Source organism: Pseudomonas sp. M5A4_2d (assembly GCF_053345295.1).
Genome location: NZ_JBKEZW010000023.1, coordinates 1 through 19090 on the forward strand (window position 1 = coordinate 1; position 19090 = coordinate 19090).

10 protein-coding genes, 1 rRNA gene and 2 pseudogenes are annotated in these 19090 nt (G+C 58.5%); 8 read left to right on the forward strand and 5 right to left on the reverse strand.

The annotated features are described in order from the left end of the window. On the forward strand, positions 1-5970 hold a 5970-nt coding region (locus ACLBW8_RS28345; protein ID WP_447806896.1), incomplete at its 5' end, for an immunoglobulin-like domain-containing protein. 152 nt (positions 5971-6122) lie between these two features. Further along, a complete protein-coding gene (locus ACLBW8_RS28350) occupies positions 6123-6461 on the forward strand; it encodes a hypothetical protein (protein WP_016968775.1) in 339 nt (112 codons plus the stop codon). A 141-nt stretch (positions 6462-6602) separates the two neighbouring features. Here ACLBW8_RS28350 and lapD read toward each other — a convergent pair whose 3' ends face one another. Both lapD and lapG read right to left on the reverse strand, forming a co-directional pair. Continuing rightward, positions 6603-8549: a cyclic di-GMP receptor LapD gene (gene lapD / locus ACLBW8_RS28355; RefSeq protein WP_064450088.1), complete on the reverse strand. Its 1947-nt coding sequence runs from the start codon at positions 8547-8549 to the stop codon at positions 6603-6605. A gap of 14 nt (positions 8550-8563) precedes the next feature. Beyond that, complete coding sequence (gene lapG, locus ACLBW8_RS28360) at positions 8564-9256, reverse strand: cysteine protease LapG (RefSeq protein ID WP_064450087.1); 693 nt, start codon at positions 9254-9256, stop codon at positions 8564-8566. Positions 9257-9505: 249 nt separating this feature from the next. On the opposite strand from lapG, the gene ACLBW8_RS28365 reads away from it, so the two are divergent. Then, the gene (locus ACLBW8_RS28365; RefSeq protein ID WP_064450086.1) at positions 9506-10216 is read left to right on the forward strand and encodes a GntR family transcriptional regulator; all 711 of its coding nucleotides are present in this window, start codon (positions 9506-9508) and stop codon (positions 10214-10216) included. Positions 10217-10371: 155 nt separating this feature from the next. On the opposite strand, the gene ACLBW8_RS28370 is transcribed toward ACLBW8_RS28365, so the two are convergent. After that, positions 10372-10512: a hypothetical protein gene (locus ACLBW8_RS28370; RefSeq protein WP_156526239.1), complete on the reverse strand. Its 141-nt coding sequence runs from the start codon at positions 10510-10512 to the stop codon at positions 10372-10374. Between the two features lie 86 nt (positions 10513-10598). Between ACLBW8_RS28370 and ACLBW8_RS28375 the strand changes: the two genes are divergently transcribed. From ACLBW8_RS28375 to ACLBW8_RS28390, 4 genes and pseudogenes are all read left to right on the forward strand, one after another. Beyond that, the gene (locus ACLBW8_RS28375) at positions 10599-11357 is read left to right on the forward strand and encodes a DUF3050 domain-containing protein (RefSeq protein WP_447806897.1); all 759 of its coding nucleotides are present in this window, start codon (positions 10599-10601) and stop codon (positions 11355-11357) included. After that, on the forward strand, positions 11354-12301 hold the full coding sequence (locus ACLBW8_RS28380) for a diiron oxygenase (protein ID WP_447806898.1): 948 nt from the start codon (positions 11354-11356) through the stop codon (positions 12299-12301). Before ACLBW8_RS28375 ends, ACLBW8_RS28380 begins: the two co-directional genes overlap by 4 nt. After that, positions 12298-15675: pseudogene (locus ACLBW8_RS28385) on the forward strand (amino acid adenylation domain-containing protein). The gene ACLBW8_RS28380 and the pseudogene ACLBW8_RS28385 overlap by 4 nt, the downstream one beginning before the upstream one ends. Positions 15676-15693: 18 nt before the next feature. Continuing rightward, positions 15694-16152 (forward strand): SRPBCC family protein, encoded by a 459-nt coding sequence (locus ACLBW8_RS28390; protein ID WP_221293594.1) that lies wholly within the window; start codon positions 15694-15696, stop codon positions 16150-16152. Positions 16153-16191: 39 nt separating this feature from the next. Here ACLBW8_RS28390 and ACLBW8_RS28395 read toward each other — a convergent pair whose 3' ends face one another. Next, the gene (locus ACLBW8_RS28395) at positions 16192-18072 is read right to left on the reverse strand and encodes a methyl-accepting chemotaxis protein (RefSeq protein WP_064450081.1); all 1881 of its coding nucleotides are present in this window, start codon (positions 18070-18072) and stop codon (positions 16192-16194) included. A 321-nt stretch (positions 18073-18393) separates the two neighbouring features. Between ACLBW8_RS28395 and ACLBW8_RS28400 the strand changes: the two are divergent. Then, a pseudogene (locus tag ACLBW8_RS28400) lies at positions 18394-18660 on the forward strand (TonB-dependent siderophore receptor); the annotation flags it as partial. Between the two features lie 176 nt (positions 18661-18836). Here ACLBW8_RS28400 and rrf read toward each other — a convergent pair. Next, positions 18837-18952, reverse strand: a 5S ribosomal RNA gene (gene rrf, locus ACLBW8_RS28405). Positions 18953-19090 lie beyond the last annotated feature (138 nt).

Here is a 19090-nt window from a genome sequence, read left to right on the forward strand (position 1 = left end):
GTTGCTGGCGACGGCGCGACCACCACGATCAACGACACCATCGACAAAGTTGATGTGGTTCTGACCGCTACCACCACCGTTGGCGAAGGCGGCAATATCGTCTACACCGCCAGCCTTGTGGATAAAAACGGCGCGGCAGTGACTAACATCACCAATCCGCTCACCGTGACCTTGGATAACGGCCAGACCATCACCATCGGTGTGAACCAGTCGAGCGGCACCGTTTCGGTTGTAGCTCCAAATGATGTGTACAAAGGCGACCAAACTGTCACCACCGCAATTAAGGGTGTGACTGGCGGCGAGCACTTCGAGAATTTGGTTCCTGGTACTACGCCGGTTAACACCACCGTTACCGACACACCAGGCACTGCCGATACCACTACCGTGACCCTGACGGCTCCGTCCGAGGTGAGTGAAGGCGGTCAAATTACGTACACCGCTACGCTTTCCAATAAAGCGGGTACTGACGTAACCCTGAAACTCGACAACGGCTCGACGATCACCATCAAAGCCGGTGACACCGTCGGCACCGTGACGGTCCCAGCACCTAGCGATGACGTGTTCATCGACAAGAGCACTCAGACGGTCAAGATCACTGACACCGCTGGTGGCAATTTCGAGAAACTGGAAGTAGCAGGCAACGGCGCGACCACCACGATCAACGACACCATCGACAAAGTTGATGTGGTTTTGACTGCCACCACCACCGTTGGCGAAGGCGGCAACATCGTTTACACCGCCAGCCTTGTGGATAAAAACGGCGCCTTGGTGACTAACATCACCAATCCGCTGACCGTGACCTTGGACAACGGCAAAACCATCACCATCGGTGTGAACCAGTCCAGCGGTACCGTTTCGGTTGTAGCTCCAAATGATGTGTATAAAGGCGATCAAACCGTCACCACCGTCATCAAAGGCGTGACCGGCGGCGAGCACTTCGAAAACCTGGTGCCGGGCACTACGCCGGTGAACACCACCGTGACCGACACACCGGGCACCACCGACCTCACCAGCGTCACGCTGACCGCACCAAGCGCAGTCAACGAGGGCGGCCAGATCACCTACACCGCCACCTTGAGTAACAAGGCCGGCACCGACATGGTGGTCCAGCTCGATAACGGCGCCAGCATCACCATCAAGCAAGGTGCGACCGTAGGCACGGTGACCGTCCCTGCTCCGAGTGATGACGTGTTCATCGACAAGAGCACCCAGACCGTCAAGATCACCGGTACTACCGGCGGTAACTTCGAGGGTGTGACCATCACTCCAGGTGGCGCGACCACCACGATCAACGACACCATCGACAAAGTTGATGTGGTTTTGACTGCCACCACCACCGTTGGCGAAGGCGGCAACATCGTCTACACCGCCAGCCTTGTGGATAAAAACGGCGCCTTGGTGACCAACATCACCAACCCGCTGACCGTGACCTTGGACAACGGCAAAACCATCACCATCGGTGTGAACCAGTCCAGCGGCACCGTCACCACCGTGGCGCCAAACGACGTGTACAAAGGCGATCAAACCGTCACCACCGTCATCAAAGGCGTGACCGGCGGCGAGCATTTCGAAAACCTGGTGCCGGGCACTACACCGGTGAACACCACCGTGACCGATACACCGGGCACCACCGACCTCACCAGCGTCACGCTGACCGCACCAAGCGCAGTCAACGAGGGCGGCCAGATCACCTACACCGCCACCTTGAGCAACAAGGCCGGCACCGACATGGTGGTCCAGCTCGATAACGGCGCCAGCATCACCATCAAGCAAGGTGCGACCGTAGGCACGGTGACCGTCCCAGCGCCAAGCGATGACGTGTTCATCGACAAGAGCGTCCAGACCGTCAAGATCACCGGTACTACCGGCGGTAACTTCGAGGGTGTGACCATCACTCCAGGTGGCGCGACTACCACGATCAACGACACCATCGATGACGTGACCGTCTCGCTCAAGGCCACCGGTTCGGTCAATGAGGGCGGCCAGATCGTCTACACCGCCTCCCTGGTCGACAAGAATGGTGCAGCAGTGACCAACGTCGGTTCCGACTTGGTCGTGAAGCTGGATAACGGCTCGACCATTACCATCGGCAACGGCAAGTCCAGCAGCACCGTTACGGCTGTTGCGCCTAACGACGTGTACGTGGGTGCCAATGATGTCAGCACCAAGATCACTGGCGTAGTCAGCGGCGGCGACAAGTACGAACACCTGATCGTCGACGGCAGCACCGTGGTCACCAAAGTGACGGATGTAGTTAACAGCACCACCATCAGCATCACCGGCGACGCTTCGGTGACTGAAGGCGGCACTGCGCACTACACGCTGACCCTGAGCAACCCGGCACAAACCGATATGACCGTGACGCTCAAGTACAGCGGCACCGCCACCGACGGTTCGGACTTCAACGGCGTATACACCGTGAAGATCCCGGCCGGCTCCAGCAGCGTGCCGTTTAACATCGCCACGATCGACGACAAGATCACCGAGCCGACGGAACAGATTGTCATCACCATCGACAAGACCACCGGTGGCAACTTCGAGAGCCTGGTGATCGGCAATGGCAGCGTCAGCACCAACATCATCGACAACGATGCGCCGCCGGTTATCGACCTGGATGCCAACAATTCCAGCGGCGCCACGGGTGCCGACTATAAGACGTCGTTCACCGAAGGCGGCACTGGCGTGTCGATTGCTGACACCGATATCAAGATTACCGATCCGGACAGCACCCAACTGACCGGCGCCACCGTGGTGCTGACCAACACTCAGCAAGGCGACTCGCTGAACGTCACAAACGTCACCGGCATCACCGTGACCCCGACGACTGACCCTGCCACGGGCAAGATCACGCTGACACTGACCGGCACGGCGTCGCTGGCTGACTACATGCAGCAGATCAAGAACATCACGTTCACCAACAGCAGCCACGACCCGAGCACCACGCCGCGCGTGATTACCGTGACCGTGACCGATGGCGGCAACTACTCCAACGTCGCCACCACCACGATTAACGTCGTGGCCGTCAACGATCCGCCGGTAGCCACTGGCAGCGCCGTGACCGGCACCGAAGACACGGCGCTGGCACTGACCTGGGCCAACTTCGGCGTCACCGATGTGGACTCGCCACAAGCCAGCCTCGGCGTGAAGATCACCGACCTGCCGGTGGCCGGCAAACTGCAATACCTGGCGTCGGATGGCTCCACCTGGACCAACGTGACCGCTGGCCAAACCTTCACCAAAGCCCAGATCGACGGCGGCCAGTTGCGCTTCATGCCTAACGCCAACGAGTCCGGCACCAACGGTTATGGCGGCACCGGCATCGGCAACCAGCAGGCCGATTACGCGCAGTTCAAGTTCCAGCCGACTGATGGCAAGGACTTGGGCAATAGCGCCACGGTGAAAGTCGATATCACGCCGGTGGCCGACGCACCGACCCTGACTGTGGCCGACAACAACGTGAGCTCGATCGGCCTGATCAAGCAAAGCTGGAACAGCATCGCGGGTATCGGCACTAACGGTAACGGCGCGGCACCGGCCGACCTGAAAAACGCGATTGATAACGCCGGCACGCCGAACAGCAGCGGGGTCGTGACCAATGTCGAGTCCACCGCCAACGTCGCCGCAGGTGCAGGCTCGAAGATCTCCGGCCTGATGTACATGGAAGCCGGCAAGTCCTACACCTTCAGCGGCACCGGCGATGACAGCCTGGTGATCAACGTCGGCGGCAAAGACGTGGCCAGCGCGCAGTGGGGCACCAACAGCGGCAAGTTCACCGGCACTTTCACCCCGACGGTGAGCGGTTACTACAGCCTTGAGATCTACCACGCCAACCAGTCCGGCCCTGGCAGCTATGACGTCAACCTGTCGGTCAACGGCGGCGCGGTCCAGGACCTGAGCACCAGCGGCGTGCCGTTGTATACCGGTATCACTGACCTGACCAACGCCGGCGTGACCGTGTCCGACCTGCATGGCAGCAACGGTGACGGTTACTACGTGGGCTACAAGCTCAACGAAGGCCAGGAAAACGGCACCGTGAAGCTGTCCAAGGTCACCACCGCGCTGACCGACACCGACGGCTCCGAGACCTTGAGCGTGAAGATCGGCGGCGTACCGGCCGGTTCGGTACTGACCGATGCTTCCGGGCACACCTTCACGGCCACCAAGACCGTGGGCGAAGTCAACGTCACCGGCTGGGACCTGAGCACCCTGACGATCAAGCCGCCGACCTACTACAGCGGCCAGTTCAACCTGACCGTCACCTCGACCTCCACCGAAAGCCTCGGCGGTTCGGCCATCACCACCGCGCAATTGCCGGTCACGGTGTACCCGGCCACCTACAGCTCGGTGACGGGCACTTCGGGCAGTGACACCATCAACGGCACCGATGGCAACGACATCGTCGTGGCCGATATCGGCGGCCTGAACGTGGTGCAAGGCAAGAACTACAACATTGCGTTCATGGTGGACAGTTCCGGCAGTATGAGCACCACCTCGATCAACGCGGCGAAGGCGTCGCTGACATCGGTGTTCAATTCGCTCAAAGACAGCCTGGGCGCCAACACGTCCGGGAGTGTGAATATCTTCCTGGCGGACTTCGATACCCAGGTGAACAAGTCGGTCGCGATTAACCTCAACGATCCAAACGCATTGGTCCTGCTCAAGGCCGTGCTGGATTCGATGGTGTCCGGCGGTGGTACCAACTATGAAGACGTATTCAAGACCACGGCCAACTTCTTCCAAAGCGGCCTGGCCACCGGCAACACCGGTGCCACCAACCTGACCTACTTCATCACCGACGGCCAGCCGACGTACTACCAGAGCGGCGAGCAGACCAACCCGACGCTGTATGGCAACGTCAAGTTCGATGATGTGGTGACCACCGCCAACTACACACCAGGCACGACGGTCGCCAAGTATCTGGACAGCACTCACTACTTCAGCATCGACTCCTCGGGCAATGCTGTACTCCAGACCTTGAGTGGCAACAGGTGGTACAGCAGCAACCTGGGCACTGTCCATGCCCAAGGTGACGGCACCTTCGAGCTGTCCAACCTTGCGGGCGCGGGCAGCAGCACCGACTCGGCGACACTGAGCAACGCCCAAAGCGCCTTTGCGCTGCTGGGTGGGCTGTCGCAAGTTGAAGCGATCGGCATCAACAGCGATGTCACCCTCAACGACCTGAAGCCGTACGACAGCGATGGCAAACCGCAAAGCAACATCGATCCGAAGGATCTGGCCAATGCCATCCTCGGCCACACCGAGGCAACACTGCCAGGCTCCGACACCATCAACGGTGGTGACGGCAATGACATCATCTTCGGCGACCTGGTGAGCTTCAGCGGGATTACCGGCGAGGGTTACAACGCACTGCAGGCCTTCGTCGCGCAGAAAACCGGTGTAGCCGTCTCGGCGGTGACCACCTCGAACGTGCATCAGTACGTGACCGAGCATTACGCAGACTTCGATGTGTCCGGCGCCAAGGACGGCAACGACACGCTGCTGGGCGGCACCGGTGATGACATCCTGTTCGGCCAGGGCGGCAATGACTACCTGGACGGCGGCAAAGGCAATGACATCCTGCTGGGCGGTACCGGTAACGACACCTTGATCGGCGGCCCGGGCAACGACATCCTGATTGGCGGTTCGGGGGCCGACACCTTCGTGTGGAAGGCCGGTGACATCGGCAACGATGTGATCAAGGACTTCAAGGCGTCGGAAGGTGACCGGATCGATCTCAAGGATCTGTTGAAAGGTGAGACGGACAGCACCATCGACAACTACCTCAAGATCACCACGGTAGAGGGCGTGTCGACCCTGCAAATCAGCAGCGAAGGCAAGCTCAACGCCGCCGGCGGCCTGGCCAACGCTGACGTGACGATCAAGCTGGAAGGCAACGATTGGTCGCACACCAGCATCAACTCGCTGATCAGTGGTGCCGACCCGACCATCAAGATCGACCACACCGCCTAAGCCTCGGTTTATCGGCCGCCCTCAGGGGCGGCCGATTTATTTGGACGACAGGTGGCTGGCCCTGGCGCAGGGTTGCATCGCATACTCGCGCCCATAAACACACCATTGACCTATGCTGGTGAACGCGTGTGGCTCATTTTCGAGGGTTTGTTATGTTTTACGTGCAACGTGATGCACAGGGTGCATTGAGTCGCGTGGAGGCCGCCGCCTTTGCCGAGTCGACCGAAACCCTGCCGGCCGATCACCATGAGATCCAGGCCTGGTACGCCAACGAAGTGGTGGAAACCAGCCTGGCGCAGCTCAAGCAGAGCGACCTGGAGATGATCCGGGTACTGGACGACTTGATACAGGTGCTGACCCGCAAGGGTGTCATCAGCGTGACGGACCTGCCGCCGGCGGCACAGGCCAAGTTGATGGACCGTACCCACGCGCGGGAAGCGTTGGGTGGGTTGAGCCACCTGATCAATGATGAAGAGACTGGGTTGATCTGAACCCAAGAATTTCAACGGTAAGCTTGTGTGGGAGCCGGGCTTGCCCGCGATGCAGACACCTCGATATGTCAGTCACACCGAGGTGATGCAATCGCTGGCAAGCCAGCTCCCACATAAGCCTGCTTGCACATTAGGTTTGGGTTACTTCCAGGGCGCAGGCTCACCAAACAGTTGACCCTGCACGCCGAAAATCCCCATCTCGCGAATCACTTTCAACTCCCCCTCGGTCTCCACACGCTCGGCGATCAACGGCAGGTCGATGCTGTGGGCAGCGCGCTGGATCGCCTCGATAAACAGGCGCTTGTCGCTCTCCTGGTCGATGGCGCGGATGTAGCTGCCGTCGATCTTCAGGTACGCCAGGCCCAGCCGTGCCAGGTTGCCGATCATGCTGAACCGCCCACCAAAACGCTGCAGGCTCAGGGAGAATCCCAGCTCGCGCAGGCGCTGGGTCAACTGTTCCAGCAAGGCCTGTTCCGGCAATTGTTCTTCGCCGATTTCCAGGGTCAGGCGTGGGCCCAGGTTGCTGTGCTGGCGTAACAGTTCAAAAATCCGATTCAGCGCCTGAGCGTCCTGCAGGGTTGCGGCCGAGAGGTTCAGCGCCAGGCTGTGAGTGTGACTGGCCATCTGCTTGAGCACTTGCTCCAGCATCAGGCGGTCCAGGCGTGCGGTCCAGCCGAAGCGTTCAAGCCACGGCAGGAAACGCCCGGCCGGGATCGTGTGGCCGTCTTCATCCTGCAAGCGCGACAGCACTTTGTAGTGCAAGACCAATTGCGGGTCCTGGCTGGCGACAACCGGTTGGAAGTACAGCTGGAAACGCTGCTGGGTCAGGGCCTGGTCCAACAATGTGTGCCAGGCATGGTGGTCGTCACCCACGCTGGCGGCGGCGCTGTGGTCGAGGCACACCCAACTGGTGTCGCCCTGCCCTTCGGCCTGGGCCAGGGCCTGGTCAGCCAGGGTCAACAAGGCCTGCGGTGAATCGCCATGGCTAAACGGCGCCAGGCCGATGTAGGCGACCGGCGTGACATCACTGGCGGCGGTCGCCTGAAGGCTGAGCAAGGTGCTTTCAAGGTTCTGCGCCAATTGCAGTGCTTCTTCACGCATCAGCCCCGGCGCCAGCACCGCGAACTCACCGCCACGGATACGCGTGACGAGGTTGTGGGTTTCCGGATAAGGCTCGCATTGGCGCAGCAGTTGTTCGCCGACCGCTTGCAGCAACTGGTCGGTGCGCTGGCCACCCAGGCGCTGGTTGAGGCCGGCCAGGTCCTTGACCCGCAATAGCAGCAGATAGCCGGAGTTAGTCTCTTCCGGGTTGCTGACGCGGGCATTGAGTTGCATCTCGAAATAACGACGGTTGGCGAGGCCGGTGAGGTTGTCCTGATAGGATTCGATGCGCAGTTTTTCGCTGCGCTCCGCTTGTTCCTGGAACAACGCCTTGAGCTTTTCTACCATCTGGTTCATGGCCTGCACCACGCGCCGCAGTTCCGGCGTGCGTGGCAGGTCAGGCAAGCTGAGGAACTCGCGACGAGCGATGGCGTGGGACTGCTTGACCATGTAGTCCAACGGCTTCAACTGCCGACGCAGCAACAACGCGCCAAGCACCGCACTCACCGCACCGCACAACAGCAACCAGCCAAGGCTGCCCAAGGCGCTTTGCCAGAGTTTGGCCAGGGCGAACATCGGGTGGCTGACCACCTCCACACGCGCCGCCTGTTCCCAGCCGCGGCTGACCAGCGCATCACCACCGGCCGGCTCCAGACCGATGAGTTTGACGAACCAGTTGGGCACACCGTTGTTGTCAGGAATACCGCTGCGTTCGACGATGGTTTTATCCGTGGCCAAATCCACTACGCGGATGCTGGCGTAATAGCCGCTGTCGAAGATCGAGCTGACCAGCAATTCCACCATGGCCGGGTCGTCGATATTCGGTGTCAGCGACAGCGCCAGCGCGGTCGCCGCGTCCTGTGCATGGGAGCGCAGTTGGTTGACGTATTGGGTGCGCGAGCTTTCGAGGCTGACCATGAAGCTGCCGCTGAAGGCGACCACCAGGAACAGACAGATTGCGATCAATAGTTGTTTGAACAGAGACATCCGATCAGTTACTCCTAGTTGGCAGGCTCGGCCGGGAAGCCTTCCGCACGCATTTTTCTCAACACATCCTGCCAGCGCGACAAGCGTTTGGTGTCACCGACTTTCTTGTTGCCCTTGGCGCCAGGCAAGTACAAGCCCTCGGCGTTGAATGAGTACACCGGGACCAGGTCGGTACGGCGGGTCGCCGGCAGAATCTCGTCCATCAGGCTGTCGAGCACCAGCGGGATGGCTTCGGGGGTCGGATAATACGTCAGCACCATGTGCGCGCGATTCTGACGCAAGGCCTTGACGTAAGTAATGCGCAATTTGTCGCTGGAGACGCCCAGGTGACGCAGGCTGAAATACTTGGCGATTGCGTAGTCCTCACAATCTCCGGCACCTTTCCACAGCGCTTCGATGGGGGTCTCCCAATAGTCGACCACGTGCCACAGGTCGATGTCTTCCACATAAGTCATTTGCTTGTTGAAGAACAGGTTCACGACCTTGAGCTGCTCCTGTTCGTCGACCTTCTTTTCGGTCGCCAGCAGCCGCTGCCAGGCGTCGATACGCTGCTGGCCCTCCCCCAGCGGCCCGTACAAAGCGGTGGCGTTGCGGCTGATCTGAGAGAAATCCCAATCGGCATGCAGCCCGCCGGGCATCAAGCCAGCCAACAAAATCGCTGAAAGTAGCCAGCTTAGAATTCGAGAGGGAATAAAACTTACCGCCAAGGCGTTCAGTCCGTGAAGAGAGACGGAATTTCAGGGATGGTGAAGCTTCAACCACCAAAAAACAATGGCACAGTGCAATCATTGATAAGCGGTCCGAATTTATAAACGCCCCTTGTGGGATGCTCAAAGTAGATCCCGTAAGCCCTTACAAACTGAAACCCTGGCTGTTTGACAAGTGTGTGACCCATCTTTAGTGTGCATTGGATCCAATTAAACACACTTTATTCAAGCAAGGAGGATAGCGTAACCGTGACGCAGAAGCCGAACCCTTTGAGCAGCATCAAAACCAGCGGGCCTATCCCAGCCCATCTTGCTCGCGCCGTTATTGAAGAAACGTTGCGCAATGCCATTCTCGACGGCCGCTTGCCCTGTGGTACCGCGATGCGCCAGCAGGAACTGGCCAGCCTGTTCGGCGTCAGCCGCATGCCCGTGCGCGAAGCCTTGCGCCAATTGGAAGCCCAATCCTTACTGCATGTGGTGACCCACAAAGGCGCCGTGGTTGCACCGTTGATCGAAGATAATTCGGCCGAGACCTACGCACTGCGCATGCTGCTGGAATCCGAAGCGCTGCGCTTATCGATTCCGCTGCTCACCGACGCGGACATTGCGCAAGCCGACGCCTGCATCAATGCACTGGAACGCGAGAAGGACTATACCGAGATTGGCCGGCTCAATCGCCTGTTCCACATGGCGCTGTATGGCAAGGCGCCCAACCAGCGGTTGCTCAAATTGGTTGAGCACGGTCTGAATGAGGAGGAACGCTTCCTGCGCTTCAACCTCGAGGCGATGGGGCTGGGCGAGACGTCTCAGGAAGACCACCGGGAACTGTTGAGCCTGGTGGCGCAGAAGAAAGTCGACGAAAGTATTCTGACGCTACGCAATCACCTGACGCGAGGGATGGAGGTGATCTCCACTTATCTCAATAGTCTTGAAGCCAACGAAAAGAATAGCGCGCAGTAAACTTCTAAAGCGCTGCGCCTACACCTTACCTATACAGTGCGGGGCTCCCCTCCCATCATGGAGCCTTCGCACAGTCATACGCCAGATCCAACAATTCGATTTAAATAAGCCCGTTTATTCCAAGGAAATATCCGACAACTAATCAAGCAACTCACTCACAACAAACCATTTTCCGAAAAACCATCTAATACTTTTACAAGCTCATCAAAACGTTTAATCAGATTATTATCCGCCCTCAATAAAACACACACCTCATACGGCAGCGCAGACCGATCCTCGGCCAGCGCCGCGCGCATGATGGGCTAAACGCCATCTTTTCATATTGAATTAAACACCTCACCACTGTTTCCAGAACAGTCGCAACAACTTATAGGCGTCAACCATGCATCAACACTTACTTGAACAAAAAAAACTGCAGTTGTGCAGCCATCCGTTATTTACAGAAATAACTTCACTTAACAAGTTACAACTTTTCATGGAACACCATGTGTTTGCCGTTTGGGACTTCATGACACTGACCAAACGCCTGCAGCAAGATCTGACCTGCACGCAATTGCCCTGGCTCCCACCGGCGGACCCACTCGCCGCACGCCTCATTAATGAAATCGTGCTCGGCGAAGAATCGGACAAACACCCAACGCGAGGCGCTTGCAGCCACTTTGAACTGTATCTGGAAGCCATGGACGAGGCAGGCTCCGATACCACCACTGTCCGGCGCTTCATTGAGCTGCAGCATCAGGGCGTCGAAGCAAGCACGGCCCTGCATCTGATCAATGTGCTGCCAGGCGTGGCCCGCTTCGTCGACAGCACGTTACAGATCGCGCTGAACGCACCGACCCACTGCGTGGCAGCGGCCTTCTTGCATGGCCGCGAGAGTGTCATACCGTCGATGTTCGAACGCATTCTGCATGGCAACGCATTGATTGAACGCCAGGCGCCGACCTTGTGCCACTACCTCAGCCGTCACATCGCATTGGACTCCCAGGAACATGGGCCGGGGGCAGAGCATTTGCTCAAACGCCTGATCGGCGCTGACCCGGCGCGCCAACGCCAGGCAGATGACTTCGCCCTCGCCGCCGTGGAAAGCCGACTCAGCTTGTGGGACGACGTAAGTGCCGCGCTGCAAGAGGTGCAAGCATGATTGCCGCCGACTACCGCTCCTTTGCCGAAGACTGGGAACGCCGGGCAACCATCCGCACACGCCCTCGGCGTTTGCTCGAAAACGACGACAGATTGATCTACCCCTTGTGCCGCCAGCCGCTGGTACTCACTGCGACCTTCCTCGAACACTGCCCGCAGTGGCGCGATTTCGTGCTGGTGCAAAGCTTCTACAAATTCATCAATGATGTGGTGATTTTCGAAACCGAAATCGTCGACAAGACCGCCCGTAGTATCGCCAAGAATCGCTTCTCGCTGCCCTTTCCTCTCGCCTGTCGGGTGGATGCGATGACCGTCGTGGTGGATGAGGATTACCACGCGCTGGTCGCATTGGATTTCCTGCAACAGACCGTGGAAATGACCGGCATACAACCGCTCGAACTACCCGGGCAAATCGAACTGAGCCGTGCCCTGCCGGCAGCGCGGGCGCTGGCAGCACCACACCTGCGCGATGCCGTGGAGTTGATTAGCGTAGCCATCGCCGAGAACACCGTCACCCATGCGGTAGCGGCGTTTTCCAAGGACGACAGTGTCAAGCCATCCATCCGTGGCCTGATGGCCGATCACTTGTTTGACGAAGGGCGCCATGCACAGTTCTGGACGCAATTGGTGCGTATCTACTGGCAGGCGGCAAGCCCGAACGATCGCGACAGCATCGCCGAAATCCTGCCAATTTTTTTGGCGCATTACCTGACCAACGATCTGCAAAAAAGCTTCGATCTACACCTGATCGAACATCTGGACGTCAGCGCCAATACCCGACAGACCCTGCGGGCCGAAGTCGCGGCGCTGGACTTTCCCATCACCCGCCAGCACCCCCTGCTTGGCAACATCATGGGGTTCCTGCACCAGAGCGGCGTGCTGAACACACCCAGCGTCGCGCGTACTCTGAGCGACTACCTCCCCGACACGCGGAGGCCGGCATGAGGCGCTTGACGATTGGATGGAGCGGCACGAGCGAGGCTTTGGAGGCAGTCAGGCAAACGTTAGAGCAATACGGGCATGTCAGCGCAACAGAAGCCCTTGATGTGCTCATTGAGGACGGCAGCCAACCACCGTCCACACGTTTCGACAAAGCCTAGTGGATAAGCCTGCGCGTGGGTATCGGCCCAGAGTCCGACTACGGGCTTCCCTCTGTGCAGTTGCGTTGCTATGGCCATGACCAGCGCTTGCTGGCGGTGCAGGACGTTGCCGAGGAGCCCAGCGGCAACGGCCAACGTTTGCGCCGACAGGCGACAAACGCACTGGTCGAGTGCGTCGCCTTGCTGGTCAGCGGCTTCTCGAGGGACCCAGAGTTCTTCACGGCAGTAACCACGGCCAACACGTGGCCCGAGTACGGTTTGAAAGGGCTGGACGCACTGGCATTTATGCATCGATTCAATCGCACTGCGCAGCCGGCGCTATTGCAGGCGGCCCAGGTGCCGATAATCGAACGGCTACAGATCAGTCTCCATACCTTCGCAGAACGAACGGCGCTGAACATCGAGGGCGCCGTGCTGACTTACCGTCAATTACAAGAGCGGGCCCTGTCGATCCAGCAACGCCTGCGGCCGCTGTTGGAGGGCATTCAGTCGCCCCCGGTGATCGGCGTGTGCCTGGAAAAATCTGTCGAGCTGTACGCCAGTATTCTCGCGGTGTTGGGCTGCGGCGCGGTCTACCTGCCCCTGGCGCCGGAGCATCCGTCACAGCGCCATCAAGCGATGCTGCAAAGCGCCAGGACCAAGGTGTTGCTCGATGATGGCCAACACCCTCTGCGCGACTATTTCGTTACCCTGAATGTCTGCACTGTCGACATGGCCCTGGCCGACACTACGCAGCCCTTGATGCACCATCGCCCCTGCATCGAAGCTCCCTGCATCGCGCTTTTCACCTCGGGCACCACTGGCCAACCGAAGGGCGTACTGCTGAGTCAACGCAACCTTGCGCATTTCACGGCCTGGTTCGGTACCTGCCTGGCGCTGGACGAACAGAGCCGTGTACTGCAATTGTCGCCGCTGAGTTTCGACTCATCGCTGATCGATATTTTCCCTGCCCTGATAGCCGGTGCCGAGTTGATCGTTCCAAGCGAAGCCCAGCGGCACGATCCTCATCAGTTGGTCGAGCTGATTCGCCACCAGCGAATCAGCCATGCTTTTCTGCCGCCCGCGCTACTCAGCATTCTGCCGTTGGATCAGCCTTTGGGCCTTAGCCATCTGTTGACCGGTGGTGATGCCTGCGAGCCGCATGTGATCGAACGATTGGCGAGCCAGTACCCCTTGCACAATTTCTACGGCCCTACCGAGACTACGGTGCTGGTCACCCATCGGACGTTTCAGCCCGGTGACAGCAATCGCAACCTGGGCCGCCCCATCGCGAACAGCCAAGTGTTGATCCTCGACGACAAGCTGCAACCGGTGGATGAACAGGTGATGGGCGATCTATACATCGTCGGCCCTGGCGTAAGCCTGGGGTATGTGAACGCGCCGCCGCAGGTCGACGACCCGTTCATGGTGTTGACACTGCCTGATGGCCGGACGCTGCAGGCCTACCGCAGCGGTGACTTGGCGAAATGGACGCCGGACGGTATCGAGCTGGGCGGTCGGCGGGATGACCAAGTGAAGATCCGTGGCTTTCGGGTCGAGCCCCAAGAGATCGAGCAATGCCTGCGCGCCAGTCGATTATTCCGCCAAGTGGCTGTGGTGATCGATGGTGATCGCAGGATTTTCTGCGTTGTCGCCCAGCCCGAACCGGACGCCACGGTGGCTGGCCTGAAGCGATATGCACAGCAGTGGCTGCCGGATTATATGCACCCGGCAGTGTGGACCGAGTTGCCAACGATGCCGCGCACCAGCCATGGCAAGATCGACCGCGTGGCGTTGCTGGCGATGCCGAAGCACGCTACCCACCACGTTGCCAGACGCCCAGCGCAAACACCTCTCCAAACGCGGCTGATGGCGCTGTGGAGCGAATTGCTGGACGTGCCCGGCGATGACTTCTCGATTGATGACAGCTTTTTCAACCTCGGCGGTCATTCCATCCTGCTGTCGACCCTGCTGCTGCGTTTGCGCGAAGCGTTTGGCCGCAGCTTCTCATTGAGCCGTTTCTTTGAAACTCCGACGATTCGTACGCTCACCGTGCTGATGGAGGACGGCGCGCTACCTGAAGTACCGTCAGGCCAGGCGGAGCAGGATGCATCGCAGGCGCTGAATATAGAAATGCTGCACGAAGACCGCACTGGCGATCCGCGCAAGGTGATCGTCACAGGCGCCAACAGTTTTGTCGGCGTGCATCTCGTCGAAGCGTTATTGGCAGGGGGTGTACTGGAGGTGGCGTGCCTGGTGCGTGAACAGCCGGGCCACTGCGCCACGGCGCGGTTTACCCAGGCATTACGCGAGTATCGCCTGGAGCATTTGGACCTGAGCCGGGTGCAGGTATATGCCGCCGATATCAGCCTGCCTCGTCTGGGCCTGGCCTGCGATGTATATGAGCGACTCGCCCACAGCCATGGGGCATTGGTGCACAACGCAGCGCGGGTCAATCATGTGATGGATTACGCCTCACTGGCCAGTGACAACGTCGATTCGGTGCTGGAGTGCCTGCGACTGTGTGAAACCCACTGCAAAAAGGTTTTCAATTTCATCTCGACGCTGTCGGCGTGCAGCAGCATCGACGCCCGCGGGTACATCCTCGAAACACCGGCGGTGGCCACGTTGCCGCTCTACCTCAAGAATGGCTACAACCTGTCCAAATGGGTCGCCGAGCGGCTGTTAGGGCGTGCGATCGAGCAAGGTGCCTGGGTGAATATTTATCGACCGGGCAACATCGCCTTCAACAGCCGCAGCGGTGTCTGCCAGCCGCAAAACAACCGCCTGATGCTGATGCTCAAAGGGTCACTGCAGTTGGGTATGGCGCCACGCCTGAACGTGAACTTCGACCTCATGCCGGTGGATTTCTTTGCCCGTTTTGTCGCGTTCCACTGCGGCCAATATGCTGTCGGGCGAAACGTATTCAACCTGCATAACCCGCAACCCTTGAGCTGGGATCACTACCTTGATGCATTCAGCCGGGCGGGCCATCACTTCGAACGGGTGAGCGTTGCACATTGGCAAAGAGAGCTACAGACGGTGGGTCGCGATAACGCGCTGTTTGGTGTGCTGGGTTTCTACCTGGATGACCTTGCCGAAGACATCAGTGACATCTCGATGATTTGTCACGACAACGCCCGCCAAGGTGTTGAATCCATGGGCGAGCAATACCCGCAAAAGGAACCGGCGCTGTTGCGCAGGGGTTGCGACCACCTCAAGGCCATCGGATTTCTCTGACCGTTTCAGGACACCCTTATGAAACTGCTGCAACCCGATACATTGATCCGCAACCCGAATGGCTCCGCCTTGGAGGCGTCTATCGACGTCGCGTGCGAGGCCGCTCGCCTGTGGAGTGTGGTAGGCAACTTTGCGGAATTTGATGCCTTCATTCCCGCCCTCTCGCACATCGAAATGACGGGCACAGGTGTAGGCGCCTTGCGCACGAAATTTTTCCACGATGGCCATTGTGTCGTCGAGCAGCTCAATAGCCGAAACGACGACGCGATGTACATGACGTGGACCACCCTCTACAACACGTTGGGTGTCGCCCGACTGTGGGCCGCAATGAGCGTGCAAGTGCTCGGTGCAGGATACTCCAGGGCGACCTGGACCCTGATTGGCGAACCGGTCGATACACCGCAGGCGGAGTTTGAACTGTTTGTGCAGGCCTTCGCCGACAGCGCCCTGGAGAATGTGCGAAAGATGCTTGGCTGATGAGCAGGAGCGAAAGCCTTCGCCCCTGCACAAGGTGGGTCAGATCTTGAAGCTGTCGACCAGTTGCTTCAGTCGGCTGGCCTGCTGGGACAGCGCATCGCAATCCTTGAGCGTTTCGTTGAGGTTTGCCACGCCCTGCTGATTCAGCAGGTTGATCTGGTTGATGTCGACGTTGAGGGTTTCAACCACCGCCGTCTGCTCCTCGGTGGCGGCAGCAACCGATTGGTTCATGCCATCGATCTCGACGATTCGCTGCGTCACACTGACCAGGCGCGCACCGGCCTGGTTGGCCACTTCAACGCTTTCTTCGCTGGAGGTCTGGCTGGCGTTCATGGTGGTCACCGCTTCACGCGAACCCACTTGCAGCGAAGTGATCATTTTATGGATCTCTTCCGCAGACTCCTGGGTACGGTGAGCCAGGTTACGCACTTCATCCGCAACCACCGCAAACCCACGCCCGGCTTCCCCAGCACGGGCAGCCTCGATCGCGGCATTGAGCGCCAACAAGTTGGTTTGCTGGGAGATGCCTTTGATCACATCGAGAATATGACCAATGTTGTCGGTGCTGGCGTTCAGGGTTTCGATCTGAGTGCAGGATAGGCTGATCTTTTGCGACAGTTCCGACATCGCCAGGATGGTTTTCTCCACGACCTTACGACCGTCGTCTGCCTGCTCACTGGCACCACTGGCGTGCTGCGAAGCATCGGCCGCGTTGCGCGCAATTTCCTGGGTGGCGGCACCTAGCTCGTTAATCGCCGCTGCCACGCTGTTGGTACGCGCACTTTGTTCGTCAGAGCCGATGATCGACGCGTTGGAAGACGCCATGACACGCTGGGACAAATCGTGTACCTGACGTGTTGCCGAAGAGACTTCGGAAATAGAGGCATGGATACGCTCGACGAACTGGTTGAAGGCGCTGCCAACCTCGCCAAACTCATCCTTACTGGTCACGTCCAGGCGACGGGTCAAATCGCCTTCGCCCTGGGCAATGTCCTGCATGGCAGTACCCATGGTGGTCAGCGGGCGCAGCAGTACTTGAATCAGCAGGCTCAACAGCACGGCAATCGCTACGACCGCAATCAACATGGCAATCAACGCTGAAGTACGGAACTTACCCAGTGGCGCGTAGGCTTTGTCCTTGTCGATCGAGAGACCGATGTACCAGTCCGCACCCGGCAAACCGCTGATCGGAGTGAACGAAAGAATGCGGTCCTGTCCGTTCAGGACGACATCCTGGCTCACCTTCTCAATACGAAGACTTGTACCTGGGTAGATGTCCTTGAGGTTTTTCATGACCTGGTCCTGGTCAGGACTGACGATCACCTGGCCATCGGCGCTGACCAGAAACGCATGGCCGATACCGCCGAAGTCTACCGAGTTGATGATCTTCACCAGGGTTTGCAAGCTCAGGTCACCGCCGACCACGCCCAGCAGTTCACCGTTCTTCTTGACTGGCAGAGCGATGGTTACGATCTGCCCACCCACCGCAGCCATGTAAGGCGGGGTGAGCATGGTTTTATCGGCGGCCACTGCTTGCTTGTACCAGGGACGCTGGCGTGGGTCGTAACCGTCGGGCATCTTCGCGTCGGGGCGCTGGGTGAACACACCGTTGGTTTGACCGACATAGGTGAACTGGAAGTTTGAGGTGAACGCCGGCTGGTCGACCAGCCCTGGAAGGTCGGCACCACTCCCCTGGTGGGCAACGTTTTGCGCCAGGCTTTCGAGGACCAAGATGCGCCCGCTGAGCCAGTTCTGCACGCTGCTGGCCGTAAGCTCGCCTGATTGCTGGATAGACGACTCGAGGTTTTGCTTGATGGTGCTGCGCTGCAGGTAGTCGTTGTAGAGCGTGAATAACGCGAAGGCCAGAACCACGACGCCTGACGCGGCCAACAGAATTTTATGACTGAACTTAAGATTCATTTCATCGACTTCTTTTGCCAAAGGGGGGTGAGCGTGCCGAGTGGAACATTCCATGTAACGGGATAGGCAGACTCTCGGGTCGCTCTATTTCGGTGCACGCATGGCTCATCAGGCTTTCGGCCAAGACAGAACAAATCTTAGAAATTTGTGAGATCCATCGTCGTTTTGAGTAGGAAACCGACCAGTGGTAGAGGTGCATAGTTAGGCAATCTAAAAATCAGCGATATACATCTGACCCGCTACCGTCGACGGCTTTAGCAAAATGGCGTCTATTTGAAAGACCTGATGGAAATGGATAAATCGGGGTTTCGTCGCGCTGTAGGTGCCCTGGACGGCTTGCGACTTGGCGGTGGGATGCGATACGTAGGGTATAGATGGGCAGATGCAGGGAACGCGATGAAGGTGCCGACCTATACCTTGTCTGACGCTTCAGGAGGGTATGATGCAGGTAAGGTGGGGTTGAAAGGTGTGGATGTTCGACTGACCTCACCAACGAGACCTATATGGCATCCGGTGCCAACCTGAACGTCTGTCTGCTATCTGGGTGAAGAGCATAATGTCAGCGCGACGGCAAGCGACCAGTTCTGATCCGTTATTGTTTCTAGGCAACCGTCGCCTGATTTCAGGTGTCAGCTGTTTTGTTAACGTCGTTGAGCTGCCCCCTTAATACCGATCAGTAGCCAGCAGCAAGAGCGGGTCAATTATCAAACCTCTAAACGACAAAACCCCTGTCTGTATTAGCAGACAGGGGTTTCGGAATTTAATCTTGACGATGACCTACTCTCACATGGGGAAACCCCACACTACCATCGGCGATGCATCGTTTCACTGCTGAGTTCGGGATGGGATCAGGTGGTTCCAATGCTCTATGGTCGTCAAGAAATTCTGTGTACCAGTACGTCGTGTTAGCAACGCACCAGTGAAATTCATGGACTTCTACATAAACAAAACCCCTGTCTGCGTTAGCAAACAGGGGTTCTGGAATTTAATCTTGACGATGACCTACTCTCACATGGGG